The sequence below is a fragment of the Yoonia sp. genome (genome assembly GCF_046498525.1).
Taxonomy (GTDB): Bacteria; Pseudomonadota; Alphaproteobacteria; order Rhodobacterales; family Rhodobacteraceae; genus Yoonia.
In genome coordinates, this window is record NZ_JAWOAN010000228.1 from 1 (window position 1) to 25,066 (window position 25,066).

The following is a 25,066-nucleotide window of genomic DNA, read 5'->3' on the forward strand; positions in this document are numbered from 1 at the left end:
CTGGCGGATGGTGGTGGTTTGTTTGTCCTAGTGAAGCCAAACGGTTCGAAGATATGGCAGCAAAAGTACCGCCACTTTGGAAAAGAACGACTGCTGTCCCATGGCCGGCCACGGGATGCAGGTAATCCGATTTTCAGGAACTCGACATAAGTTTCGCGGTCGGCCGGGAAGTGCCGCGCGCCATATCTTCGATGCCATTGTTCAGGAGGCGGAGGTACAGCTTGGCAACCCTGCGCAAACCGCCGCACCAGCCCAGATCACCATTCCCGTCCCCCGCTATCAGCGAGTGCGGCTCTTAAGAAGGGAACAGGTTCCTGAGAAAAGATCGCACCATCAAAACATGGAATCAAACACCTAGCGATCCGTCCCTGACTTAAACTCTCACCTTGGTGAGAAAGCGCAGCTTGTTTAGCCGTAGGGCCTCCCCTGCTTGGCATCGCTTGTCCAGGCGACAACAGCCCTGCGGTCCGTCGCCCATGCGGCCACGCGGCTTTGCCGCGATGTCGCGCCTTGCATCCCAGCTCCCCGCCTCGCGAGCATGTCAGGACCCAGCCACACCTGTGGCTTCCACTCCGATCTGTTTTGCCAAGGCAAAACGAACCCGCCACTTGTCTGTTCGCGTCGGGCAAAGCCTGGTGACATGCCACCGCAACAGCACATCTTGCCCAGTCTTTGCTTTTTCTAATTTCATTCTCATGCCATTCTCATTGCGCGAACAACTGTGCGCATTATGAACATAACCACAAACCGCGTTGCTGCGAAGGAGCCGGACTGCGATGAAAATAGGGTTGGTTGTTAATCCGATCGCCGGGATGGGCGGACGTGTTGGATTGAAAGGCACCGACGGCGCAGGCACTGTCGCCATGGCGCTGGAGCGCGGTGCCGTTCCGCAATCCGGCCTGCGGACGCGTCGTGCGCTGCAGCGTTTGGCCAGTCGTGCCCCCGACGCGTGCCTCACCGTTGCGGCGGGCGATCTGGGTGCAAGATGGGCGGAAGGGCTTGGCCTCAACCTGATCGTCGCCGATTTGCCCGCCCCCACCGGCACACCCAACGACACGCACCTTGCCGTAAAAACGCTGGCGGATTGTGATGTGGTTCTATTTGCAGGGGGCGATGGAACCGCACGGGATGTCGATGCTGCAACAACCCCGAACCAAGCCATTCTGGGGATCCCCTGCGGTGTAAAAATGCATTCCGGCGTGTTTGCGGTCACGCCGGATGCTGCGGGGGCGATGGTTGCTGATATGCTGTTTATGCCCGACCGTATCACGTGGAATGACGCTGCCGAAGTCATGGATATTGACGAACAAGCGCTGCGGGAAGGGCATATTGCGCCCGCCTTGTATGGGTACGCACGTGTCCCGGTGTTGCGCAACCGGATGCAGGCCGCAAAGGGTGGCCCACGGATCAATTCCGGCACCGCCCTTGCCGACGCCGCAGCAGAGATCGTCGCCCGAATGGATCACGACACCGCCTATATTATCGGGCCGGGCACAAGTGCAGGGGCGGTCATACAGGCCGCAGGGTACACGCCGACCCTGCTTGGCATTGACGTCATGCTCGATGGTGCGGTCGTCGGGCGCGATGTGGACGCAGCGAAGCTTGAAATGATCACAGCCGGACGCAAGGTACGCGCCATTCTTGGTGTGACAGGCCAGCAAGGATTCCTGATCGGACGCGGCAACCAGCAAATCAGCCCAGATGTCCTGAGCCGCGCTACACGCGACGGCCTGATCGTTCTCGCCTCAGACGATAAACTCAGGGGCCTCGCGCACCCGGTTCTATGGATCGACAGCGGCGATCCCGATTTGGATGCCGCATTTTCTGGGTTTGTTCGGGTTCACACCGGCAAGGGTCGCCAGACCATGATGCGGCTTTCTGCGGGTTGAAACAGAATGTGCGTTATGCGAACTTTTGTGCAAATCTTGGCTCACGGGCCAGAATCACCCCGTAACGGCACCAGTCACTGATACCGAGGAAACTCTTTATGCTCACTGAAACGAAGTCACATCCATGGATGGCCCTGTCCGCCCCCGGCGCCATTGACGACATGCTCGCAACGATCGGGGTGTCACAGGTCGCTGATCTGTTTGAACAAATACCGCAGGACCATTTCCGCAAGACGCCACTGGATATGCCACCTGCCTTGACATCCGAAATGGAATTGCGCCGCGATTTGGTGTCGCGCCTGAAACGGAACGGCGACTGCGAAAGTAACCTAAGCTTTCTTGGAGCAGGCGTATGGCAGCACCATATCCCCGCCATCGTCGACGAAATCGTCGGGCGTACAGAATTCGCGACCAACGTCTGGGGCAGTTATCAATCAGACCACGGGCGCAATCAGGCATGGTTCGAATTTTCGTCGCAACTGGGGGCGCTGCTGAACCTCGATGTGGTGCAATTGCCCGTCTATTCATGGGGCTGCGCCATCGGCCACGCCATACGCATGGCCGCCCGCATGACGGGACGCAAGAAGGTTCTTGTGCCGCAGTTGTCCGACCCCGAACGCCTGTCTGTCATCCGGACATACTGCCAGCCGACAGAGATGGACGACAGTATCGAGGTTGTTCTTGTGACCGCTGATCCGGCGACAGGCCGGTTGGATCTGGGTGATCTGGAATCGAAAATCGGCAATGATGTTGCGGCAGTCTACTTTGAAAACCCCGCCTATCTTGGCACCATCGAAACCGGCGCCGCCGAGATTGCCAAGCTCGTCCGCGCAGCCGGTGCCGAAACGATTGTCGGTGTTGATCCGTCCAGTCTTGGCGTGATGATGGCGCCGGGCGACTACGGTGCCGATATTGTTACTGGCCCCGTACAGCCACTTGGTGTGCATATGCAGTGTGGTGGCGGCGCTGGCGGGTTCATCGCGTCGCGTGATGAAGAACGCTACGTCCGTACCTATAACGGATTTCTTGTATCCATCGCGGATACGGCCCGCGTGGGCGAATTCGGCTTTGGCCTCGCCTGTCCGCACCAGAACTCTTACGGGATGCGCGAAGATGGCAACGACTGGACGGGCAATTCCACCTATTTGTGGGCCATCGCCGGTGCCGTCTACATGAGCTTGCTTGGGCCGGACGGCTTTGCCGAACTGGGCCGCCTGATCGTGGCGCGGGCGCGATATGCGGCACGTCTGCTCGACGGTATTCCAAACGTGTCGGTGACTTGGCCGGACGGGCATTTTAAAGAATTTGTCGTGAATTTCGATGCCACAGGGCGCACCGTGTCCGACATCAACGACGCCCTTCGCGCGCACGGCATTTTTGGGGGAAAGGACATTTCCAACGAAGGTCTGAACCTTGGCCAATCGTCCCTTTATTGCGTCACCGAAATTCACACCGCCGCTGATATCCGCCGCTTGAGAGATACATTGAAGGAGGTTCTCGCATGAGCCGTTTGCCAGAGTTTCACGCCGCCAAATGGGACGAACCTGTCGTAATGGAATTGGGCCGCCCCGGCGGGCGCGGCCAGATTTTCCGGACGCCCGAGGACGAAATCGCAAGCGAGGTCGGCGCGGACCTGATCCCGTCCGGCATGATGCGCCAAGATCGCCCCGTGTTACCCGAGATTACGGAATTCGAGGCGCAGCGCCACTACCTGCACCTGAGCCAGATGACACTGGGCATGATGGGCGTCAGCCTTTTCGGCACCTGCACGATGAAATACAATTCCAAGACCTCGGAATATGCGACCCTGCGTCCAGAGCTGGCTGAAGTGCACCCCTACCAGCACCCCGACACACTTCAGGGCGTGCTAAGCATAATCCACGACTTCGACCATATTCTGCGGTCGCTGTCGGGCATGGATCAGTTCATCTTTCAGGCCGGTGGCGGTGCCGATGCGGCCTACACAATGGCAATTGTCGCACGCGCATATTGGGCAGATCGAGGCCTGCTGGACCAACGCACCGAAATGGTGACATCAATCCAGGCCCACCCGTGCAACCCCGCCACAGCCGCGGCTGCGGGATTTAAGGTGGTAAACCTGCCGCTTGAAGAAAACGGATATCCGTCACTGGACGCGCTCAAGGCGGCGGTCAGCGACAAAACTGCGCTGATTATGATTAACAACCCCGACGATATGGGCATCTACAACCCCGAAATCAAAGAATGGGTGCGCGTGGCGAAAGAGGCAGGCGCACTTTGTTTTTACGATCATGCGAACTTTAACGGTGTGATGGGCAAGCTGTCGGCGCGCGAACTGGGCTTTGATGCCTGCATGTTCATGCTGCACAAAACCTTCGGTGCGCCCAAGGCCGGTGGCGGCCCCGCTGTGGGTGCCTTTGGTTGCTCGGACGAACTGGCGCCTTATGTCCCCTGTCCGGTCGTGACAAAACAGGGTGACACCTATATTCTTGACGGTGATCGCCCGAAATCGGCCGGCAAGGTGCGCGAATTCTGGGGCAATGTCCCGCAGGTCGTCAAAGCCTATGCATGGGCGCGCGGGATGGGGGCCGAGGGGATCAACCTTGCCTCGGACATTTCAGTCGTAGCCAATAACTATATGGACAAACGCTTGTCCCAAATCCCCGGTCTGGCCAAGTCAAACCCCGACATTACTGCCAATCGGATGGAGATGACACGCTGGTCCTTTGCCCCTCTGTGCGAAGAAACCGGAATCGGTACCGTCGACGTCGCCAACCGTATGGCCGACTACGGGATTGATCCATTCTGGATGAGCCACGAACCCTGGATTGTCCCCGAACCCTTCACCCCGGAGGCGGGCGAGTTGTGGTCGAAAGAGGATATCGACCTGTGGATCAATGTCATCGCCAAAATCGCGGACGAGGCGCGAACTGATCCCGATATGGTAAAATCCGCACCGCACAACCAGCCGGTCGCACAAGTAAACGGCGACGTCTTTGAGGATCCGCAGAAATGGGCGATCACATGGCGGGCCTACCAGCGCAAATTCGGTGGGGCGAACGGGTCAGGCGCAAAAGTTGAATGACCCCCGCCGCGCTAATCCGCGAGGATGGAACCCCGGTGCATCCGGCTTTTCGCCAGGGACGGGGTGCCAGTCCAGTGTGCAGTTGACCCAAGCGCCCCACCGCCCGCATCTGCCCGACCACATTTGGGCAACCACAATGCGGTTGGGTGCGCTGACGCCATCTGAGTCGAAAGCGCAAAACAAGTGGCTGGTCATGCGCTGGAAACACCTTGCGAAAATGAGATTGATCCGCGCAGCGACCCCGGTGTAGTGTGTGCGTTATGGTAACGTTTGTGCGTTATTTGAACAAGGCACATAAATCCCGACAAGTAGAAAGCTAGAAAATGCCCCAACATCAACTCGCAGCCAGTACATTTCCCTTCCTGTATTCCCACAGCGGACTTGATGCACTCAAGCATCTGAAAACGCTGGGATTTGATACTTATGAAATGATGATCTTTCCTCCCCATTGCTGGCCACGCGAACTGACCACAAAGGACCGTCGCGAATATAAGGCATGGCTCAACGGCGAAGGCGGTAAATTTTCCAGTTTTTGCTATCCAGCGCTGGACAATAACCCCAACGGCGTCGACCGACTGATGCGCGCCTACACATTGGACCGCTATAAAGAAGCGATCGATCTGGCAGCAGAATGGGAATGTCCCTATGTCGTCGCAATCCCCGGTCCGGTAAACAGCCTGATCAACCCGCCACACGACTGGATGCTAAACTGGTTCGTCGAAGGTATGCAGGAACTGGTAGCCTATTCCAAAGGGACCGGCGTGCAGCTTTTGCTGGAAAATGTGCCGTTTACCTATCTGCCAACGGTGCAGGACATGATCGACACAGCCAAATTGATCGGGCCTGAAATTGGCGTCAATTACGATGTGTGCAATGCGGCGTTCATCAAGGAAGATCCAGCGGATGGCATCAGGTTGCTGGGCGACATGTGCAAGAACGTTCATATTTCGGATTCAGGCTATGACGAATTCAAACACGAACGTCTTGGTACAGGCATTGTTGACCCCGCCCCTGTTGCCAAGGCACTGGACGACATCGACTATACAGGTGTGACCGTGATGGAAATCATCACTGACGCGCTGCAACCGGGCGCCGATCCGGACGGTGATATCCGCGCCAGTCACGACATTCTGGCGGCACACGGCTGGAAAGGTCGCGCCTAGGTCAGCCTTGCTTCGACGGGGCAGCACAAGTCCTGTCAGCCCCGTCGAAGCATCAAACGCCTGAAAATGTGCAACGTTTGCCACATCATCGGTCATTCTATTAGCCCCACTTCAATTGCAACTTCCAGATTGATTGCATCGCACATCTGTGCGTTAGGTGAACAACTTCACGGAGACCCGAATATGTCACTTAGAAAGTCCCCCATCGTAATTCTTGGTGCAGGCTCTATCGGCGTCGCATTTGCGGCCACTCTGTCAGAGGCTGGTGCACCCGTCGTCATCGTCGATCCAAAGGCAGAACGGCGCCTGTCGGTCCATGCGACCTTGGCGCAACAGCGCACGGCAATTGCCAAGGCCGGATTGGCCCGTGGCACCCCCGCATCAGTCGATGTTGCAGACACCGCAGACGACCATTTAGGCAAGGCTGCGATGATCATTGAATGCGGCCCCGAAAATCTTGCGATCAAGCAAGCAATTTTTGCCGACCTCCTGCGAAAAACTGGTGCCGACACCGTTCTTGCCACTGCATCTTCCGCCATTACCGTTTCGTGCATTGTTCCTGAACCCGCAGATCAGGCGCGCTGCCTTGTCGCACATCCGGTCAATCCGCCATCGGTATTGCGCGTCATCGAACTTGTCCCCGCCCAAGGCACGACCGCACAAATTATGCAGGCGGCAGACCAGATGTTTCAGGCCGCAGGGTTTGCGACGGTCCTCCTTGGGCATGAAATCGAAGGTTTTGTTCTGAACCGCCTGCAGGGTGCCGTGCTGCGAGAGGCCTACCGGTTGGTTCAGGAAGGTGTTACCGATGTTGCCGGAATTGACAACATCATGCGGCTGGGCCTTGGGCCACGTTGGGCGCTGTCCGGCCCGTTCGAGACCGCCGAACTGAACACACCCGGCGGGATCCGCGCCCATGCAGACCGGATGGGCCCCGCCTACAAGCGGATGGGCGAAGCCCGCGGCGAAACTGTAGACTGGAATGACGATCTTGTGACGCAGGTCGTTGACGAACGCCGCGCGTTACTGCGACATGACCAGATTGCGAACCGCGTCGCCTGGCGCGCCCAAGCTGTCGCCAGCCTTGTCGCGACAAGAGACGCACTTCTGAAAGACGCCAACGATGATTGAAATCCAATTTTCATTTGATGGCCAGACCGTCAAGGCCCAACAAGGCCAGAGCCTCGCAGCGGCACTGACGGACGCGGGACATCGCTCATTTCGCACCACAGCAAAGTCGGCGGACAGAGGCATGTTTTGCGGCATGGGAGTGTGTCAGGACTGTCTTGTCACCGTCGACGGGCAACCGAACCAGCGTGCCTGCATGTCACCCGCAAAGAACAATATGATCGTTACGCAACAGGTGCCTTTCCCGGAATTTTCCGGCAAGGCATATGCGCTGGGCGAACCGATCAACCTGTCACCCGATGTGCTGGTGATCGGCGGCGGCGCTGGCGGTTTGTCGGCGGCCATAGCTGCGGCGCGCGCAGGTGCCGATGTCGTGGTTCTGGACGAACGCAAAGTGTCTGGTGGGCAATACTATAAACAGTCTGCCGATGGGGCGCTGCTGGACGCACAACAACGTCAAGGCGCAGATCTTGTGGCCGATGCCAAATCCGCTGGCGTCACCATTCTAACGGGCGTCGAAATCTGGGGCGCTTTCGATGATCTTTTGTTCATGGCGCAACAGGACGAGAACCCAATCATTGCCCGCCCGAAAACGGCCATAGTTGCTACGGGGGCCTATGAACGCCCCGTTATCGTTCCCGGCTGGACCCTGCCGGGGGTGATGACAACCGGCGCGGCGCAAACTCTTTGGCGCAGCTATCAGTCGCTTGCCGGAAAGCGTGTAGCAATCTGCGGATCAGGACCGCTGAACCTTCAGGTCGCGGTTGAACTTGCCCGTGGCGGCGCAAAGATCGTGAGGTTGGCAGAACGCGCACCGCACCCTGTCACCCGTCCCCTGCGCGCGGCGATCATGGCGATGTCCGGCCCCGCCCTCGCGATCAAAGGGCTTAAAATGGAAATCGCCCTCAGGCGTTTGGGCGCGACTGCCCGAAATTCTTGTGAGCTTGTCAGCGTGACGCAGCATAAGGGCGCGCTTGCCGCGACGTTTCAGAACCCGGGCGGCATGCAAGACACGGTAGAGGTAGATGCAGTTTGCATGAACGCCGGCTTCGAACCGCAGAATGAAATTCTGCGCCTTTTGGGTGTTTCGATGCAGTATGATGCCGCCATGGGACACCTGCGGTGCCAGACGGACGACGCCATGCGAACGAACATTCGCGGGCTTTACGCCGTGGGCGACTGCAAGGGACTAGGTGGCGCACCAGCGGCACGTGAAGAAGGCACAATCGCGGGCACCCATGCGGCGGCTGCATCGGGGTTCGCAGGTGCCCATGCCCTGCGAGGTATGCATCGCAGACTGGCGCGTCACCGTCGCTTTCAATCGCGGCTTTGGCCGCTTTATGACATCGCACCGCGCAAGATCACGGACCTGCCCCACGATACGATCATCTGCCGCTGCGAGGAACTGACGCTTGAGGACATATGCGTAGGTCTGGATGACAAACCCGGACACGCAGGCACGCTCAAGCGGGCAACACGGGTTGGCATGGGCCGCTGTCAGGGCCGGTATTGCGGGCCGGTGGCGGCGCGCTTAGTGGCCGAAACGACAGGCAAACCAATCGAGGACCTCAGCTTTTTCGCACCGCGTGTGCCGATCAAACCCGTCGCAATTTCCGCGATACTTGCCGCCGAAGAGGCTGTAAATGCCAAAGACTGACTTCATTGTCGTTGGTGGCGGTGTCTGCGGAACGCTGGCCGCAGTCACGCTGGCCGAGGCGGGCGCATCGGTCGCGCTGGTGGACGAAGGAGTAAATGCCGGATCGGACACCAATGCCGGATCGCTGCACGTCCAAATGCAAAGCCGCTTTATGCGGCTGTATCCCGATCAGGTTCCCAATCTTGAAGCGGCATTGCCGTTTTACCGTGCGGCGGCAGATGAATGGGTCAGGCTGGACGCGGCGCTTGGCGGCGTGGAACTTGTTCGAAAGGGCGGTTTGATGCTGGCGGAAACCGAAGAGCAGCTTGCGTTTCTGGCCAAAAAGGCGGAACGGGAAATCGCGCAGGGGCTTTCAGTGGACATCCTGAACCGTTCCGAACTTGATGAGATCGCGCCGTGGCTTGGGCCGCAGATCATCGGCGCCGAACTGTGCCGTGACGAAGGGAAACTGAACCCCCTGATCGCCAGTCGACTTCTCAGGATGCGTGCCGAGGCGGCTGGAGTGGCAAGGTTCGCGCAACGGGTCATGCAGGTCCGCACGACGCCGCACGGGGTGGAGGTAGAGACCCAACAAGACACCCTGACGAGTGAGCAGGTGATCGTCGCCGCAGCATGGGGCACTGGCCCTTTGGTCGCCGGATTTGGTGTGACGTTGCCGACAAAGGCCGAACCGTTGCATATGAATATCACCGAACCGGCTGCCCCTTGCATTAATCATCTTGTACAGCATGCTGAACGATCGATCACGCTGAAACAATTCGGAACCGGCCAGATCGTGATCGGGGGCGGATGGCCCGCTACGGCCACGGGCCGCAATACCACACCCACTGTGCGACCGGATTCGATGCTACGCAATGTGGCACTGGCGGCACGACTAGCACCTGCCATTTCCAACCTGCGCGTGATCCGCACATGGGCCGGCATGAACACAACGATTGACGGTGCATCCGTCATCGGCCCCCTGCCCGATGCGGACCGGGTCACCATGGCGATTCCCGGGGACGCGGGCTACACGCTTGGCCCGTTAGTTGGCCGTATCGCTGCGCAAATGGTAATGGGCATACCACCGGACGTTGATGTCGACAGGTTTTCTCCCCGACGATTTAGCAATTAACGGCGAAGCGCGTTCGATATGTCCTCAACCGTTGCCTGCAGCTTTGGCAAAATCTCGTCCACCATGCCTTCCGGCGTCATGCGAAGTGTGGGAATGCCTACATTGATGGCACCGATAATGCTGCCCGACGTGCGGTAGACAGGAACAGCAATCGACATAAGGCCCACTTCCAGTTCTTGATTGACAAGCGCCCAGCCTTGCTTGCGAACATGTTCCAGAATTTTCGCAAATTCCTTTTTGTCCGTCACGGTGCGATCGGTCATGCGGGTGAGCGTAATCGCATCAAGCATTTCGGGCCATTGTTCGTCAGGTAACGACGACAGCAGGACCCGGCCGGTCGCGGTTGCATGTGCAGGAAAACGTCGACCAACCGTGATGCCGACGCTGATGACACGGTGAAACTGCGTGCCACTGACATAGACGACGCTGTAGTCATCCAAAACAGCGGCCGAGACACTTTCGCGAATGTCTGCGGACAGATGTTCGATAAAGGGTCGCGCAATGTCCCAGGCACCTTTGGATGACAGAACCGAAAAACCAAGTTCCAGTACTTGGGGCGTCAAATCAAAAAGGCGGCCATCGGCCACCGCATACCCTTCGCGCACCAGCGTCAACAGAATGCGTCGCGCACCTGCACGCGTATTGCCGGTTTCCGTAGCCACCTCTGACAGCGTCATTTTCCGGCGTGTGCGGTTGAACGCCCGAAGCACTTCAAGCCCCCGCGCCAAAGAATTGACGTAGTCGCGCGAGCTAACCGCATCATCCACAAGACTTTCATCAATCTCGGCGACGGCAGTCATCAAACCGGACCTTCCAGTTGCCTTTGCGGCAGTCTGTTTCTTCTTTGCTATATCTGCCATGCGTTTTCCTTGCAGCGCGGTTGCGGGCACACCATCGATTTTGCCCTGCAATTTGTGTTCGGTCTTTCCTATCACAAGATTCCACAAGATCGAATCCACAGTTTTATGAATTTTATGGTTGCGCGACTCGCAATTACGATCAATGATCGCACAATAGTTCGTTATGCGAACAATTGAACCGATGGGAGATAACCGTGATTAAACTACCAAGGAATGCGGGCAACATGACGCGCCGCACTGCACTGATGGGGCTGACTGCAACGACAGCAATGGCAACGATGCCAATAAAGGCGCGTGCGCAGTCCGACACGACTATTCGCTGGTGGTCGCCACAAGGTGCGCCGGCCCAAGTCGCGGCCTACCAATTCCAGATTGCGAAGTTCCAAGCTTTGCACCCTGAAATCACTGTAGTCTTCGAAACCACATCCGATGAAGGGTACGCACCGCAACTTGCCGCTGCATTCTCGTCTGGTGAAGTTCCAGATGTTGTCACGCACCTGCCATCCTTCGCAGTCCAGTCCTACTACGCCAACGGAATGGTCGAACCCTTCGACGACGTTATCAACGCAATCGGCGCGGATGATTTCTATCCGGGCGCCAACGACGTCTTTCGCACATCTGACGGCAATTATTGCGGCACGGGCATCGGCAACTCTGCCGCCAACATGATGTGGCTGCGCACAGATCTGATGGAACAGGCCGGCATCGACAAAGCCCCCGTGACATGGGACGAAATGCGCGCAGCGATGGCCGCGATGCAAACGGGGGGCATCTACGGCGCGCCCCTGCCCTACGGCAGCAACTCTATGACATCGCTGATCTTTATCGGCTTTATTCATCAGGCCGGCGGACAGGTGTTTTCGCCAGATCTACAGGTTGCCATCGACAACGAAGGCACCCGCAATGCACTGGAATTCTACCGCGAGATGCGTGCGTATTGCCCACCGGGTGCCACCAACTATTCGTGGGGTGAAAGCCTGACAGGATTCGTTTCCGGCGCGACGGCAAGCGGCATTTATACAGGCCGTGTTTTGGCCAACGTGCGCGACCAGAACCCGTCACTTGCAGATCATATCACCTGCGTAACCTACCCACGCATTTCCGAAGACGTAGCCGCCTGGACATTCAACGACTTCCCATCCGTGTTCATTCCTGCCCAGTCGCAGAACAAGGACGCAGCCAAGATGTTTGCTGCCTTCCTGTTTGATCCGGAAGGTTACATCCAGCAATTGCATGCTGCGCCGGGCCACGTTTTGCCAGTGATTGAATCGATCAATAGCAACCCGCTGTATCAGGACAACGATATCATCCAGAAATACCCCGAAGAAGTAGATCTGATGGCAGCCGCTGCCGCCGGCGGGTTCAACCTAGGCTACGAGAGCGCCGATCACGCCTCCAATGACAAAGCCGGCGAGATCATCGGATCCAACGTCATCGCGGATCTGGTTCAGCGGGTCGTTCTGAACGGCGATAACGTGGACGAAGCGATCAGCAACGCATCAACCACTATCGAACAGATCATGCAGGGCTGACCAGCGCCAAGTCTTCTTGCACGTGAAAGTGGCCGCTCCGGTATCGGAGCGGCCAGATAATGAAAGTCCCCTATGTCTACTCACAAAACACTGCTCGAGAGACGCTACGCGGCGCTTGGCATGGCATTGATTGCGCCCACAGTTCTTATTTTCTGTGCGGTCATTGTCTATCCGCTTTTCTCGGCGATCTATCTGTCGTTTTACAGCGTCTTTACGCCCACTCTGGAAGGTGAATGGGTCGGCATCAGCAACTATTCCGAGCTATTGCAATCCGGTAGATTCTGGAACGCACTTGGCAATACGTTGATCTGGACGGTCGGCACGCTGTCTTTGCAGATCATTCTGGGTATCGGCATCGCCTTGGTGCTGCATCAGAATATCTGGTTTCGCAGTCTCGCCCGTTCACTGATCCTGTTTCCCTATTTCATCTCTACCGTCGTTGCGGTTCTGGTCTGGAAATGGCTGTTCAACGACCTTTACGGCATACTAAACCATTTCCTGGTGAAGGTCGGCATCATCGAGTTTCCGATGGATTTTCTTGGCACCATGCCCAATGCGATGATCTCGGTCATTCTGGTGGGTGCCTGGAAGTACTTTCCCTTTGTTGTCATTGCCGTTCTTGCGCGACTTCAGTCCATTCCGGAAGCGCTTTACGAGGCCGCCAAGATCGACGGTGCTGGTCCGATAGCACGGTTTTTTGACGTTACTTTGCCGCAACTGCGCGACGTGCTGGTCGTGATTATCATGCTGCGCGCCATCTGGGATTTCAAAGAATTCGACATGATCTATCTTCTCACCGGCGGTGGACCACTGGATGACACGCAGACCTTGCCGCTTCTGGTTTATCAAGAAGCCTTTGCGCTTAACGATATGGGCATGGCGTCAGCCTACGCCGTTGTCATGATGCTGATTATGCTGGTTTTCATGCTTGTCTATATCCGCCGCACAAAAAATGACGAGGGCGTGTAATGCCTACATTCAAGAAAATCCTGTTCAACCTTTTTGCCTGGTCTATCGTCCTTGCAGTTGCCTTTCCACTGTTCTGGATGCTGGTCACGTCGCTCAAACCCGGTTTTGAACTGTTCCGCCGACCGCCCACGATCATGCCTGAGACTTGGACGTTAGAACACTACTGGAAGCTACTGAGCGATACCAATTTCCTCGTCTATTTCCGCAATTCGATTATCTTGTCGTCGGCAACCACCCTTGTCGTTGTCGCCGTTGCAACGCTCGGAGCATTCAGCCTTGTGCGGTTCAAATACCGCGGCCGCGAAAGCCTCGCGTTTCTGGTGCTGTTCACCTACCTATTGCCTTCGGTCGTCCTCATCATTCCGCTTTACCTGCTTTTGGTGGGTCTGGGCGTGTCCAATACGATCTTCAGCCTTGTGATCGCCTACACCACATTTGCGCTGCCTTACGCGCTGTGGCTTTTGCGGTCATTCATGGCCGGTATTCCCGAAGATCTGGAAAGTGCGGCACTGTGCGACGGGGCGACACGCATGGGCGCGTTTCGCGACGTGATCCTGCCACAGCTTCTTCCCGGTATCATCTCGACCGCTCTTTTCACGTTTATTCTCAGCTGGAACGAATACCTCTACGCTCTGGTTCTCGTGAATTCGGACGCATCACGCCCGTTGACGACCGGCGTAATGAACATGCTGATCTCCAGCTTCAACATCGAATGGTCACTGCTGATGGCAGCGTCTGTGATGATGTCGGTGCCGCTGATCATCGTTTTCGCCTTCCTGCAAAGCTATCTAACCCGCGGCTTCGGTGCCGGCGGGGTGAAAGGATAATCCATGGCCGAAGTGGTCTTTTCCAAGGTTCAGAAAAAATTCGGAGCCTTTACTGCGGTCCATGGTCTGGACCTGAATATCAAAGAAGGCGAATTTGTCGCGCTGCTCGGCCCGTCCGGTTGCGGCAAGACGACAACATTGCGGATGCTGGCGGGTTTGGAATTTCCAAGCTCGGGCGAAATCCGCATCGGGGACCGCGTTGTCAATGATCTTGCCCCCGGTGAGCGCGACATCGCAATGGTGTTCCAGTCCTACGCGCTTTACCCGCACATGACGGTAGGCGATAACATGGCCTATCCGCTGAAAAAGCGGGGCGTCAAAAGAGCCGAGCGCGAGGCGGCGGTTGCGAAAACGGCCGATCTGTTGCAACTGACGCCGCTGCTGAAACACAAGCCGCGCCAGCTTTCGGGTGGTCAACAGCAACGTGTCGCATTGGGGCGCGCGCTGGTCCGTGACCCGCAAGTGTTCTTGCTGGACGAACCGCTGTCCAACCTTGATGCGAAATTGCGCGGCTACATGCGCGTTGAACTGGTCGAGCTGCACCATCGTCTTGGTCGCACCATGGTTTACGTGACACACGACCAGCTTGAAGCAATGACGATGTCCGACCGGATCGCGGTTATGGAGGGCGGCAAGCTGCAACAGTTCGCGTCCCCTGCCGAAGTCTATGCCGAACCCGCCAACCGCTTTGTCGCCAGCTTCATCGGTACCCCAGGGATGACCCTGATGGACGGTGAGCTTGCAGAAAAGAACGGGTCATGGACATTTACCGCGCCCGGTATGACGCTGCCTGTAGGTCCGTTGAACGAGTCTGCCAAAGCGGGCCCTGCCTGTTTCGGCGTGCGCCCTGAACACGTCAACATCGGCAGTGGCCCTGTGTCGGGCGTTGTTCAGGTCGTTGAGAAAACAGGGCACGAAAACATAGTCATCATCGGACTGGAAGGCGGCCAACGCCTGAAGGGCCGCGTCCCTGCCCCACGAAGCTGGGCGATCGGTGAAACAGTGCAACTGTCATTTGACACCAGTTTTGCCCACATTTTTGCCCCCGGCACACATGGCGAACGACTGAATGTCCCTGTCGCACCGATCTCCACCAAAAAAACCAACCTAACAACCGTAAAATCGGGAACCTAATCATGAACAGAGACAGCATTTCTTGGAGCGGGCCCATGCCTGCGGTTACCACCGCATTTCGTGCCGACTACGCATTGGACGACGAAAGCTACACAGCGAATATGGACCGCTTGCTAGATGCCGGCGCAACCGGCATCGTCGCTGCGGGATGCACCGGTGAATTCTGGGCCCTGTCATTCAAAGAACGTTTGCGGCTGGCCGAACTGACCGTAGCGTCTTGCCAAGGTCGCGGAACGGCCATCATAGGAACAGGTGCGATTTCGCAAGCCGAGGTGATCGAACAGATCGACGCCGCACGCGGCGCGGGTGCGGACGGCGCTCTGGTCTTGCCGCCCTATTTTGTCCATCTAACCAAATCAGAGATGATCGCCCATTTTGAGGCGATCAACGACAAGGCAACGCTTCCTGTCGTTCTGTATAACATTCCCGGAAATGCGGGAAACGCGATCACGCCCGAGATTGCAGACATACTCGTCGACTTGGACAACGTCGTTGCAATCAAGGAAAGCAGCGGTGACTGGGGGAATTTTCACCGCACGCTGGCTGCCGTCAAAGACCGTGTTCGCGTCTTTTGTGGCCCTTCCTCGACGCTCGGTGTCGCGGCCTCGCTCGCAGGGGCAGACGGGCATATCGACTGCTTTCCAAACGTCTGGACCGACTGCATGCAAATCTGGCACGCTACGGCCGCGGGTCGCGTTGACGAAGCCTGGGAGCTTCAGAAGACAGGCATCGCAATGACCGACCTGTATACCGCCAACGGTCGCACGCTGTACCCCGCCACCAAAGCAGTGATGAACGCGGCCGGTCTGCCGGGTGCAGGGTCTTTGCGTCCACCGCTACGTCCGCTCACAGGGTCGTCCCTTGATGAACTGCTGGCCGGCATGGAACAACTGGTTTCGCCAAAACAGCGCGTCGCCTGAAACCCGCTAGAAATATCTAAGGAGTACTACAAATGGATCTTGGTTTGTCAGGGCGAACAGCAATCGTCGCCGCCGCGAGTCGCGGGCTGGGGCTTGCCGCTGCCCGCTCGCTCGCCCGCGAAGGCGTTTCAGTAATTATGAACGCCCGCACCGAAGGCCCGCTGGAAGAGGCGGCGCAATCAATTCGTGACGAGTTCGGGGTAGAGGCGACTGCCGTTCCGGTCGATTTCAACACCGCTGAAGGTCGCGCCGCAATACTAGATGCCGCAGGCGGCAAATGTGACATCCTGGTGAACAACCCCGGTGTGCGGCAGGTGCCAACCCCCTACGACCAAATCACGCCGGACGACTGGCGCTACTGGATGGAAGTGCATTTCATGTCGTCGATCGAGATGATCCAAGCGGTCGCACCCGGTATGAAAGACCGTAAATTCGGACGCATCGTGAACATGTCGGTCAGTTTCATCAAATTCCCGCAAGTCGGGTTTGCCCATACCCACGCCGCGCGCCTTGCGCTGTCGGGGGCGACGGCGGCCATGACACGTGAGTTGATCGGCCACAATGTGACTATCAATTCCGTCTGCCCGGGCTTGTTCGACACCGACGCGCTACAAACAAACCTGCACGGCCACGCTGAACGCGGCAACACCACCTATGAGGCCATTGTGCAGAACCGACTGGATAACTGCCCTGCGGGACGCTTTGCCGACCCTGCCGAATGTGGCGACCTGATCGCGTTCCTGTGTTCCAGCCAAGCCGGATTCACGACCGGTCAGAACATTGTGAATGACGGTGGCGTATACCAGGGACTGTTCTGATGCCAAAAGTTGTCATGGTGTCTGGTGGCGGTCGGGGCCTTGGGGCCGCGATTACCCGCGCGTTGATTGAGGAAGGGTGGACTGTGTCCCTTGGCCTGCGGGATCTGACGCAGGCCAATCAGTTCGGGGATGCAGTATCAGCGCATCCGTTTGATGCCACCGATCAGGCTTCTGCCGCCGCATGGGTCGATGCAACGGTCGCTGAGCACGGCGAATTGACGGCGATTGTCAACAACGCCGGTATCTTGCGGATGGTCGACTTCGAACAAGGCACCGAGGATGATCTGGACGATCTTTGGGCCATCAACGTCAAGGCACCGTTCCGACTAATCAAGGCGGCGATGCCCCATTTGCGCGCCTGCGGACGGGGCCGCGTCATCAATATAGCATCGACGGATGCCAAACGGTTTCGTCAGGGTACCTCCATCGGATATTCAATGACCAAGCACGCGCTGCACGTCCTGACACAAGCCACCCGTGCCGCCGGTTATGAAGACGGTGTGCGTGCCACGGCCCTGTGCCCCGGTGCGATCGACACGGATCTGATTGCGAACATTCCCGGCGTGACACCAAAGGCCGACCGCCTGACACCCGAAACTGTTGCGGGACTGGTGACCATGCTGCTTGCCCTGCCCAATCAGGCCAGTGTGCCGGAACTGGTCGCCAACACCCGATATGAGAGCCTGATATGATACCGGACGCACAGCTGAACGACACGCTTGCCGCGTGGGATCGCGACAACCTTTTCCATCCAACGACGCACACCGCCAACCATGCGGACGGAACCACGCCCGGCCGGATCATTACTGGCGGGAAGGGCGTTTATATTACCGACCGCGACGGCAACGAATTTCTTGATGCTTTCGCGGCACTTTATTGTGTGAACGCAGGATACGGGCGCACGGAAATTGCTGATGCGATTTCCGAACAGGTCAACAAGTTGGCGTTTTTCCACGCCTTTGCGGGTCACGGAAACGAACCGGCCATCAAACTGGCCAAAATGGTCATGGACCGTGCGCCAGATCATATGGCGCGCGTCTACTTTGGACTTTCAGGGTCGGATGCGAACGAAACCAACGTCAAACTTGCGTGGCATTACAACATCCTGCGTGGCAAACCTGAAAAGCGCAAGATCATCAGCCGTTGGCGCGCCTACCACGGGTCCGGTCTGGTGTCCGGTTCGATGACCGGACTGGCCGCGTACCATGCGCGGTTCCACTTGCCGCTAGACGGTTTCCTACACACCCATTGCCCCCACTACCTGCGTCGCCCGGACGACGACATGACCGAGGCTGACTATCTCGACTTCTTGATCGCAGAACTCGAGGGCATGATCATGGATGCGGGGCCGGAAACCGTCTGCGCCTTTGTCGGTGAACCCGCGATGGGAACGGGCGGATTGATTCCCCCACCCGAGGGTTACTGGGCCCGTGTGCAAGAGGTGCTGGACCGTCACGACATCTTGCTGATCGCCGACGAGGTGGTGACCGGTTTCGGGCGCACCGGATCTATGTTTGGGTCGCAACACTTCGGATTGCGACCGGATTTCATGACGATCGCCAAAGGGCTGACATCTGCCTACGCACCACTGTCCGGCTCTATCATGTCCCAGCGGGTGTTTGATATTCTCAAACAGGGAACGACCGACTTTGGCGCACTTGCCCATGGCTGGACCTACTCTGCCCACCCGCTGAGTGCTGCTGCAGGTATTGCAACGCTTGATCTGGTGGATAGGCTGTCATTGGTGGACAACGCGCGCGACAACGGCGCCTATCTTTTGCAGGCCGTGAAAGATGCCGTCGGCGATCATCCCAACGTGGCCGAAGTGCGCGGCGTCGGCCTTATGGTCGCGGTTGAATTCATGAAAGACCCCAAAGCCCGCGACTGGTTTGCGCCAATGACTGTCGGCCCGCAAATCTCCGAAGCGATGTCCCGTCTTGGTGTCATTGCCCGCCCCATGCCCGAAGGCAACATCGTGGGCTTTGCCCCGCCACTTAGCATTACGCGCGACGAGATCGACATCGTCGTCAAGGCGCTGCGCGCCGCAACACACGAGGTCTTGTCATGAACAGCCCCCTGCGACTTGCAGATACAGGATTTGGCCCGCTGATCCGTCAACAAAACCTGATCAACGGCCAATGGGTCGATGCCGACAATGGCAAGACGTTCGATGTCACCGACCCTGCGACGGGCGAGGTCATCGCTACTGTGCCAAATGCAGGTACTGAAGAGACCCGCTGCGCAATCGATGCCGCAGATGCAGCGTTCCCGGCGTACGCCGCAATGCCGCTTGGCCAGCGCGTGGCGTTGATGCGCAAATTGCACGATGCCATTCTGGACAATCTCGAACCGATGGCAGCCATGATGACCGCCGAACAGGGCAAACCCCTGGCCGAGGCACGGGCAGAGGTAGCGTCGTCTGCTGCATATGTGTTGTGGTTCGCAGAAGAGGCGCGCCGGACCGACGGCGCTGTCATTCCGTCGCCCGTCGCGGGGCGCAAACTGATGACCACGCGTCATCCAGTCGGCGTTGTTGCCGCAATCACACCGTGGAATTTCCCGTCCTCGATGTTGGCACGCAAACTGGGGCCTGCACTGGCAGCGGGCTGCACCGTGGTCGTCAAACCCGCCAGCGCGACGCCCCTCTCCGCCCTTGTCTGGGGACACTTGGCAGAACAATGCGGCTTCCCGCCCGGTGTGGTGAATATCGTGACCGGCAGCGCACGCGCGATCGGTGCGGAAATCACCGCCAACCCGAAAGTGCGCAAGATTACCTTTACCGGCTCGACAGAAATCGGAAAGCAACTGCTGGCGCAGGCGTCTGGCACGGTCAAGCGCATGTCGATGGAACTTGGCGGTAATGCACCCTTTATCGTTTTTGACGACGCCGATATTGATGCAGCGGTCAACGGTGCCCTGATTGCCAAATTCCGCAATGCCGGCCAGACTTGCATTTGCACCAACCGCTTGTTTGTTCAGGCCGGTATCTATGATCGCTTTGTGGAGGCGTTCGCCGCGCGCGTCGCCGCTTTAAAAGTAGCCCCGGGCAACGAAGAAGGTGCCGAGCAAGGCCCATTGGTCGACACTCAGGCGCTTGCCAAAATCAAAAGTCTGGTAGCCGATTCCTTGGCCAAAGGTGGTAATCTGGTAACTGGCGGTGCCCCGCATGATCGGGGCGGACTGTTTTTCCAGCCCACCGTGATATCCGATGCGACCCCCGACATGCGCGTGACGACCGAGGAAATTTTCGGCCCTATCGCGCCGATCTATCGGTTTGAGAGCGAAAGCGACGTCATTGCATCGGCCAATGACACGAATTTCGGGCTGGCCTGCTACGCCTATACCCAAGATCTGTCACGCATGTTCCGCCTGCAGGACAAACTGGAATACGGGTTGATCGGGATCAACGAAGTCCTGATCGTGATGCCTGAAATCCCGTTTGGCGGTCTAAAGGAGTCTGGTCTTGGAAAGGAAGGATCGTGGCAGGGTATCGATGACTACCTTGAAACGAAATATACCTGCATCGGCGGACTCTGATCCATGTCCAACCCCTGCATCATCTGCGTTGCCATTACCGGTTCCTTGCCGACCAAGGATAACAATCCAGCTGTTCCGATTACCATTTCGGAGCAGATAGAAAGCACGCAGGCTGCGTTCGAGGCGGGTGCCACGATTGCGCATTGCCATGTGCGCGATGACGCCGGCAAACCGACATCTGACCCCGACCGGTTTGCGCGCCTGAAGGAAGGGCTGGAGACTCACTGTCCAGGCATGGTCATCCAGTTTTCAACAGGCGGGCGGTCCGGTTCGGGCCGCGAACGCGGTGGCATGTTGCACCTTGCGCCGGATATGGCGTCGCTAACTGTGGGATCCAACAACTTCCCCACACGTGTATATGAAAACAGCCCCGATCTGGTAGACTGGCTCGCTGGCGAGATGGCCGCCAACAAGGTAAAGCCGGAAATCGAAGCGTTCGATCTGTCGCACATTGTGCAAGCTGCGCGCATGGCCGCTGACGGACGCCTGAAATCACCCCTCTACGTGCAGTTTGTCATGGGCGTTAAAAATGCCATGCCCGCGGATGAACCGATCTTTGATTTTTATATTGAAACGCTGAAAAGGCTTGCCCCTGACGCACTGTGGTGCGCGGCTGGTATCGGCGCGTCGCAACATCGCGTCAGTGAATGGGCCATTTCAAAGGGGGGTCACACCCGCACCGGACTGGAAGACAACGTGCGCCTTGATCGTAATACGCTGGCCCCGTCTAACGCGGCACTGGTCCAACGCGCAGCAGACTTATGCGATAAATACGAACGCCACGTCGCGACTTGGCAAGTAACGCGCAATATCCTCGGGCTGGCACATGGGTAACACTGCACCACAAGACTGGCCCCAAAGCGTCTGGTAACAGTATTTTTCAGGCGGCTTGATTGATCCATTTCAGACGAGACTTGGACAACGCTTTGACAATCGTCACAAGTTTACGGGCGACGGCTGTGATAACAACTTTAGGTGGTTTCCCGGCAGTTCGCAGGCGGTCCGCGAAGGGCCGCAGTCAAGCAGCCTTAAATATTTCGCTTCCAAGCACCTAATACTGTCTGAATGCCATCAATGATTGGTCGGGTTGCGTGATTGAACTCTGTGCCGTCCCGCTCCATGCGATGAAGAACAACACCAATGCGCCGCGCCAGCGCGACCAATGCTGTCGCGTTGCCCTTAAGTCGGTTCAGCCTCAATCCGTATGGCGCAACTATCCTGAAACTGGAAAATTCAGGAGGGATAGTTGTGAGCTCGAAGAAGCACTGGTCGCCCGAGAGCGATGTTTCGGTCCGGGGTGTTGAAAGAACCGTGACCGGCGGGTGCATTGTATCCGGCACGCTGTCACCCAAGGGCATCTGCCTAGACTTTGCTGTGCAGTCGCGACGACGACACGGATGCTGGCATCGGCGGCTGCAGGATTTTCGCGCACATATAGAAGGGGTCATAGTGGTGACCTGCTCAGTGCTGCCGCTCTATCAAACAGATTGAGGCAGAGCCCGATTGGGGGCAAAGCGGCAACTGCCCAAGAAAGAGATCGTTTGGTTCCGTTTTCAAAAGTTGTTTCGAGAATACTCCGTCTATCCATGACGGTCTTTCTATTTCAGCAATCGCGATATCATCGTAAATAGGTTCCAAGTTTTGCCCATTCCCACCTGCGGGCGTATGTCCGTCCCGTCCGGCCACACCGGACGGGACGGGTTTGCATCAGGCTGTCGCCCGCGCCACTGTGATAAACGGCAGATCGACAACACGCGCCCGCACCGACCCAACAGGTTTGCCCCATTGATCGGTCCAGTCCACGACGATCTGCGTTCCTGTTTCAGTCAGATCGATGTCAATGCAGCCAAAGGCAATCAGCTTGTCCAAGGTAGGGCTCCACGTGGCCGATGTTGCCCGTCCAATCGTTTTTCCATCCGACTGCGCCTTCATTGCATCCCAGCGCACGCGCGGCGCAATTTCTGGAGGCAGCCCTTTGGCGGCGTAATGATCAACAATATCCTGCCATTCCAGCTCTAGCCCGACAAACCTGCGCTTTGGTCCTGTCTCTTTTTCGGCGGTCAGCGCTGCGCGGCCGATAAAATCGCCCTTATTCACATGCACCAACCCACCAAGCCCCACCTCGAACGGGGATGATGTTTCATCGGGGCGCACCACCACATGCGCGCTACGTCCGTCAGGACCGATATTGGTATAATCCGACGACGCGAGGGTCAGTCCTGCTTCCATCCGCGCGACGTCCAGCGCATATTCGCCCGCCGGCTTGACGCCATAGGCAAGGCCCGCCTGCCAGATCGCATCCCAAACGGTGGTGCCATCGGTGCGGTTGACCCATATTTCATAGCCCAGCTCGCCGGTAAAGCCCTGCCGTGCAACAAAGACCTGCGCGCCGCCAATCATCACATGGCGGATTCGGCAGAACGGGAAATCTGACCAGTCCTCGCCCGTCGCATCCGTCAGAACCGCCCGCGATTGCGGCCCCTGCAGCGACAGCACGCCATAATCGTCGGTGCGATCGACCAGTTCTACATCAAAGCCTTTGGCATTCTGCCGGAACCAATTGATACTGGTGTCAGAGGAAACAAGGATATGATCTTCGGCCAGCCGAAACCCCAGCCCGTCGGTGATCAACGCGCCCTTTTCGTTTGTCCAACAGGTATATTGCACGTGCCCGATACTATTCTTCGCCATGCTCCGCACGGTCAGATAATCGAAAAAGCGGATCGCATCAGGGCCTTTGAAATCTACCTTCGGCAACGGTGACATGTCGATCATGGCAACCGCGGTACGGATTGCGGCAACTTCTTCCTCCACCGTTGAGAATACATCCGGGATCAAATACTGTGACCATCCATACCACCAGGTTGTCTGGGTCAGTTTAGACGTGCGTTCGTGAAATGGCGTGCCGCATCGTTGCTGCACAATCGACTTTTGTAACATGGGTTCATTCCTCTTGGCCGCAGGCACGCAACAGGTGCTGTGGGATCAATTTGCACGGGGGGTTGCCCCCCCGGCAGACAGGTTTTTGTTCAGATCAGGGCAGCCAGGTCCGCCAGATATCCTCGTTCGCCGCCATCCAGTCTGCAATGACGTCATCGGGATCCATGCCGTTGATATCTATGGCAAAGATCATCGGTGACTGGATCGCATTGGTGATCTTCACATTGCGGACAAGCTGAGCGGTTTGGGGATGTTCTTCCTCAAGGTGCAGCGAACCATAGTTGAAGGGAATATCATTGGGCCAGTCAGTCGCAGGCCACTGCGCTTCATCATAGGCAGGCATGTCCAGTTCCACCAGATCCAGTTCGGCATGAATCCAGTGCGGTTCCCACGCATAGGCCACAAATGGTTCCCCGCGCTGGTAGCGAGCTTTCATTTCGGCCCAATGCGCTGTTTCCGATCCCAGCTCGACCGCCTGGAAATTCACCCCCAGCGTATCCAGACGAGCCTGATCCTCGCAGGCCCAGTTCACCACCGGGCATCCGATCAACCGGCCGCGATCTCCGGTTTCAAGCCCCTTCATCAGATCGACGTAATTGTTCAGATCCGTGACCGACTTCAGATCGGGTGTAACGGCATTGTCACCTTCGACCATGTAGCGCGGCACAAAATAACCTGTATTGCCTTCGTTGCCGGTTTCCCCAAGGTAGCGCACGCTTCCGTCACCACCAAATTCAGCGATAAACGTTTCCTTCGTCTGGTTATAAGAGGGCCAGTCCTCGCATCCCAGATCAATGTCACCGGCAATCACCGCCTCGTGCGTGACAGGGCCAACCGGCAGCGGTGTCTGGCGGACGCTGACGCCCATTTCATCAGTCAGGATTTTTGCGATGATCCCACAGACCACGACCGGACCGGTCCAGTCGGCCTGTGCGATCTTGACCGGATCATCCGCAAAAGCCGGAGTCGCAGCAAGCGGCGAAAGGGTCACTGCGCCAATCGCCAACAGATTTCGATATGGGTATTTCATGTTCACTTCCTTTTCAGATTGGGTGTGGTCATCATCGGTGGAATAGTTTTGATTTTTTCTGCGCCAGACATGTCAGTGCGCGGTCAAGCAGGATTGCCATCAGAACGACACAGATCCCCGCAACCAGCGCGCGGCCTGAATCAGCCAGCCCAAGACCGTGGTAGATTTCACGGCCCAGCCCGCCCCCGCCGATCAGCGGAGTGATGACCTGCATCGCCAGCGCCATCATGATGGACTGGTTCAGCCCGGCAACCAGCGCTGGGACCGCCAGCGGCAGGCGTATGCGGAAAAACCCGTGCAATGGGCCGGTGCCAAAGCATCTGACCGCTTCGTCCACTTCGGCGGGAATATCACGGAAACCCATTGCGCCGATCCGCACCAGCGGCGGCAAGGCATAGATCACCGTCGCAATCAGCGCAGCAACAAGGTTGCCGCCAAACAGCATGATCACTGGCACCAGATAGACAAAGGCGGGCATGGTCTG

The 25,066-nt window shown here is 57.5% G+C and carries 23 protein-coding genes; 18 read left to right on the top strand and 5 right to left on the bottom strand.

Annotated elements, in window-relative coordinates:
* The 8 genes from R6T97_RS13805 (at position 1) to R6T97_RS13840 (ending at position 10,015) form a co-directional block, all read left to right on the top strand.
* A complete protein-coding gene (locus tag R6T97_RS13805) occupies positions 1-150 on the top strand; it encodes an Arm DNA-binding domain-containing protein (protein WP_410349897.1) in 150 nt (49 codons plus the stop codon).
* Positions 151-776: 626 nt separating this feature from the next.
* Entirely contained in the window at positions 777-1,889 is a 1,113-nt protein-coding gene (locus R6T97_RS13810; protein ID WP_410349875.1) for an ATP-NAD kinase family protein, read from the top strand.
* A gap of 98 nt (positions 1,890-1,987) precedes the next feature.
* Positions 1,988-3,394: an aminomethyl-transferring glycine dehydrogenase subunit GcvPA gene (gene gcvPA, locus R6T97_RS13815; protein WP_410349876.1), complete on the top strand. Its 1,407-nt coding sequence runs from the start codon at positions 1,988-1,990 to the stop codon at positions 3,392-3,394.
* On the top strand, positions 3,391-4,953 hold the full coding sequence (gene gcvPB / locus R6T97_RS13820) for an aminomethyl-transferring glycine dehydrogenase subunit GcvPB (RefSeq protein WP_410349877.1): 1,563 nt from the start codon (positions 3,391-3,393) through the stop codon (positions 4,951-4,953). The genes gcvPA and gcvPB overlap by 4 nt, the downstream gene beginning before the upstream one ends.
* A 323-nt stretch (positions 4,954-5,276) precedes the next feature.
* On the top strand, positions 5,277-6,116 hold the full coding sequence (locus tag R6T97_RS13825; protein ID WP_410349878.1) for a sugar phosphate isomerase/epimerase family protein: 840 nt from the start codon (positions 5,277-5,279) through the stop codon (positions 6,114-6,116).
* Positions 6,117-6,299: 183 nt separating this feature from the next.
* Positions 6,300-7,247, top strand: coding sequence for a 3-hydroxyacyl-CoA dehydrogenase NAD-binding domain-containing protein (locus tag R6T97_RS13830; RefSeq protein WP_410349879.1), 948 nt, complete (start codon positions 6,300-6,302; stop codon positions 7,245-7,247).
* Positions 7,240-8,901 carry an FAD-dependent oxidoreductase gene (locus R6T97_RS13835; RefSeq protein WP_410349880.1) on the top strand — a complete coding sequence of 554 codons (1,662 nt, stop codon included), beginning with the start codon at positions 7,240-7,242 and terminating at the stop codon, positions 8,899-8,901. The genes R6T97_RS13830 and R6T97_RS13835 overlap by 8 nt, the downstream gene beginning before the upstream one ends.
* Positions 8,888-10,015, top strand: a complete 1,128-nt coding sequence (locus tag R6T97_RS13840) for an NAD(P)/FAD-dependent oxidoreductase (protein WP_410349881.1) — start codon at positions 8,888-8,890, stop codon at positions 10,013-10,015. The genes R6T97_RS13835 and R6T97_RS13840 overlap by 14 nt, the downstream gene beginning before the upstream one ends.
* Here R6T97_RS13840 and R6T97_RS13845 read toward each other — a convergent pair.
* Positions 10,012-10,875 carry an IclR family transcriptional regulator C-terminal domain-containing protein gene (locus R6T97_RS13845; RefSeq protein ID WP_410349882.1) on the bottom strand — a complete coding sequence of 288 codons (864 nt, stop codon included), beginning with the start codon at positions 10,873-10,875 and terminating at the stop codon, positions 10,012-10,014. The genes R6T97_RS13840 and R6T97_RS13845 overlap by 4 nt on opposite strands.
* A 224-nt stretch (positions 10,876-11,099) precedes the next feature.
* Here R6T97_RS13845 and R6T97_RS13850 point away from each other — a divergent pair, with 224 nt between their 5' ends.
* The 10 genes from R6T97_RS13850 to R6T97_RS13895 all read left to right on the top strand — a co-directional run bounded on the left by R6T97_RS13850 (position 11,100) and on the right by R6T97_RS13895 (position 21,446).
* The gene (locus R6T97_RS13850) at positions 11,100-12,407 is read left to right on the top strand and encodes an ABC transporter substrate-binding protein (RefSeq protein WP_410349883.1); all 1,308 of its coding nucleotides are present in this window, start codon (positions 11,100-11,102) and stop codon (positions 12,405-12,407) included.
* A 72-nt stretch (positions 12,408-12,479) separates the two neighbouring features.
* Complete coding sequence (locus R6T97_RS13855; protein WP_410349884.1) at positions 12,480-13,376, top strand: carbohydrate ABC transporter permease; 897 nt, start codon at positions 12,480-12,482, stop codon at positions 13,374-13,376.
* The gene (locus R6T97_RS13860; protein ID WP_410349885.1) at positions 13,376-14,203 is read left to right on the top strand and encodes a carbohydrate ABC transporter permease; all 828 of its coding nucleotides are present in this window, start codon (positions 13,376-13,378) and stop codon (positions 14,201-14,203) included. The genes R6T97_RS13855 and R6T97_RS13860 overlap by 1 nt, the downstream gene beginning before the upstream one ends.
* Positions 14,204-14,206: 3 nt before the next feature.
* Positions 14,207-15,337 (top strand): ABC transporter ATP-binding protein, encoded by a 1,131-nt coding sequence (locus R6T97_RS13865; RefSeq protein WP_410349886.1) that lies wholly within the window; start codon positions 14,207-14,209, stop codon positions 15,335-15,337.
* A 35-nt stretch (positions 15,338-15,372) separates the two neighbouring features.
* Positions 15,373-16,257 carry a dihydrodipicolinate synthase family protein gene (locus tag R6T97_RS13870; RefSeq protein WP_410349887.1) on the top strand — a complete coding sequence of 295 codons (885 nt, stop codon included), beginning with the start codon at positions 15,373-15,375 and terminating at the stop codon, positions 16,255-16,257.
* Positions 16,258-16,289: 32 nt separating this feature from the next.
* A complete protein-coding gene (locus R6T97_RS13875) occupies positions 16,290-17,075 on the top strand; it encodes an SDR family oxidoreductase (RefSeq protein WP_410349888.1) in 786 nt (261 codons plus the stop codon).
* Positions 17,075-17,767 (top strand): SDR family NAD(P)-dependent oxidoreductase, encoded by a 693-nt coding sequence (locus R6T97_RS13880; protein WP_410349889.1) that lies wholly within the window; start codon positions 17,075-17,077, stop codon positions 17,765-17,767. The genes R6T97_RS13875 and R6T97_RS13880 overlap by 1 nt, the downstream gene beginning before the upstream one ends.
* Positions 17,764-19,143 carry an aminotransferase class III-fold pyridoxal phosphate-dependent enzyme gene (locus R6T97_RS13885; RefSeq protein WP_410349890.1) on the top strand — a complete coding sequence of 460 codons (1,380 nt, stop codon included), beginning with the start codon at positions 17,764-17,766 and terminating at the stop codon, positions 19,141-19,143. Before R6T97_RS13880 ends, R6T97_RS13885 begins: the two co-directional genes overlap by 4 nt.
* Entirely contained in the window at positions 19,140-20,612 is a 1,473-nt protein-coding gene (locus tag R6T97_RS13890; protein ID WP_410349891.1) for an NAD-dependent succinate-semialdehyde dehydrogenase, read from the top strand. Before R6T97_RS13885 ends, R6T97_RS13890 begins: the two co-directional genes overlap by 4 nt.
* A 3-nt stretch (positions 20,613-20,615) precedes the next feature.
* The gene (locus tag R6T97_RS13895) at positions 20,616-21,446 is read left to right on the top strand and encodes a 3-keto-5-aminohexanoate cleavage protein (RefSeq protein WP_410349892.1); all 831 of its coding nucleotides are present in this window, start codon (positions 20,616-20,618) and stop codon (positions 21,444-21,446) included.
* Positions 21,447-21,640: 194 nt separating this feature from the next.
* On the opposite strand, the gene R6T97_RS13900 is transcribed toward R6T97_RS13895, so the two are convergent.
* The 4 genes from R6T97_RS13900 to R6T97_RS13915 all read right to left on the bottom strand — a co-directional run.
* Positions 21,641-21,964, bottom strand: coding sequence for a hypothetical protein (locus R6T97_RS13900; protein WP_410349893.1), 324 nt, complete (start codon positions 21,962-21,964; stop codon positions 21,641-21,643).
* 355 nt (positions 21,965-22,319) lie between these two features.
* A complete protein-coding gene (locus R6T97_RS13905; protein ID WP_410349894.1) occupies positions 22,320-23,552 on the bottom strand; it encodes an aminomethyltransferase family protein in 1,233 nt (410 codons plus the stop codon).
* 94 nt (positions 23,553-23,646) lie between these two features.
* Positions 23,647-24,582 carry a glycine betaine ABC transporter substrate-binding protein gene (locus tag R6T97_RS13910; protein ID WP_410349895.1) on the bottom strand — a complete coding sequence of 312 codons (936 nt, stop codon included), beginning with the start codon at positions 24,580-24,582 and terminating at the stop codon, positions 23,647-23,649.
* A 31-nt stretch (positions 24,583-24,613) separates the two neighbouring features.
* The coding region (locus R6T97_RS13915; protein ID WP_410349896.1) for an ABC transporter permease subunit at positions 24,614-25,066 on the bottom strand (453 nt) is incomplete at its 5' end.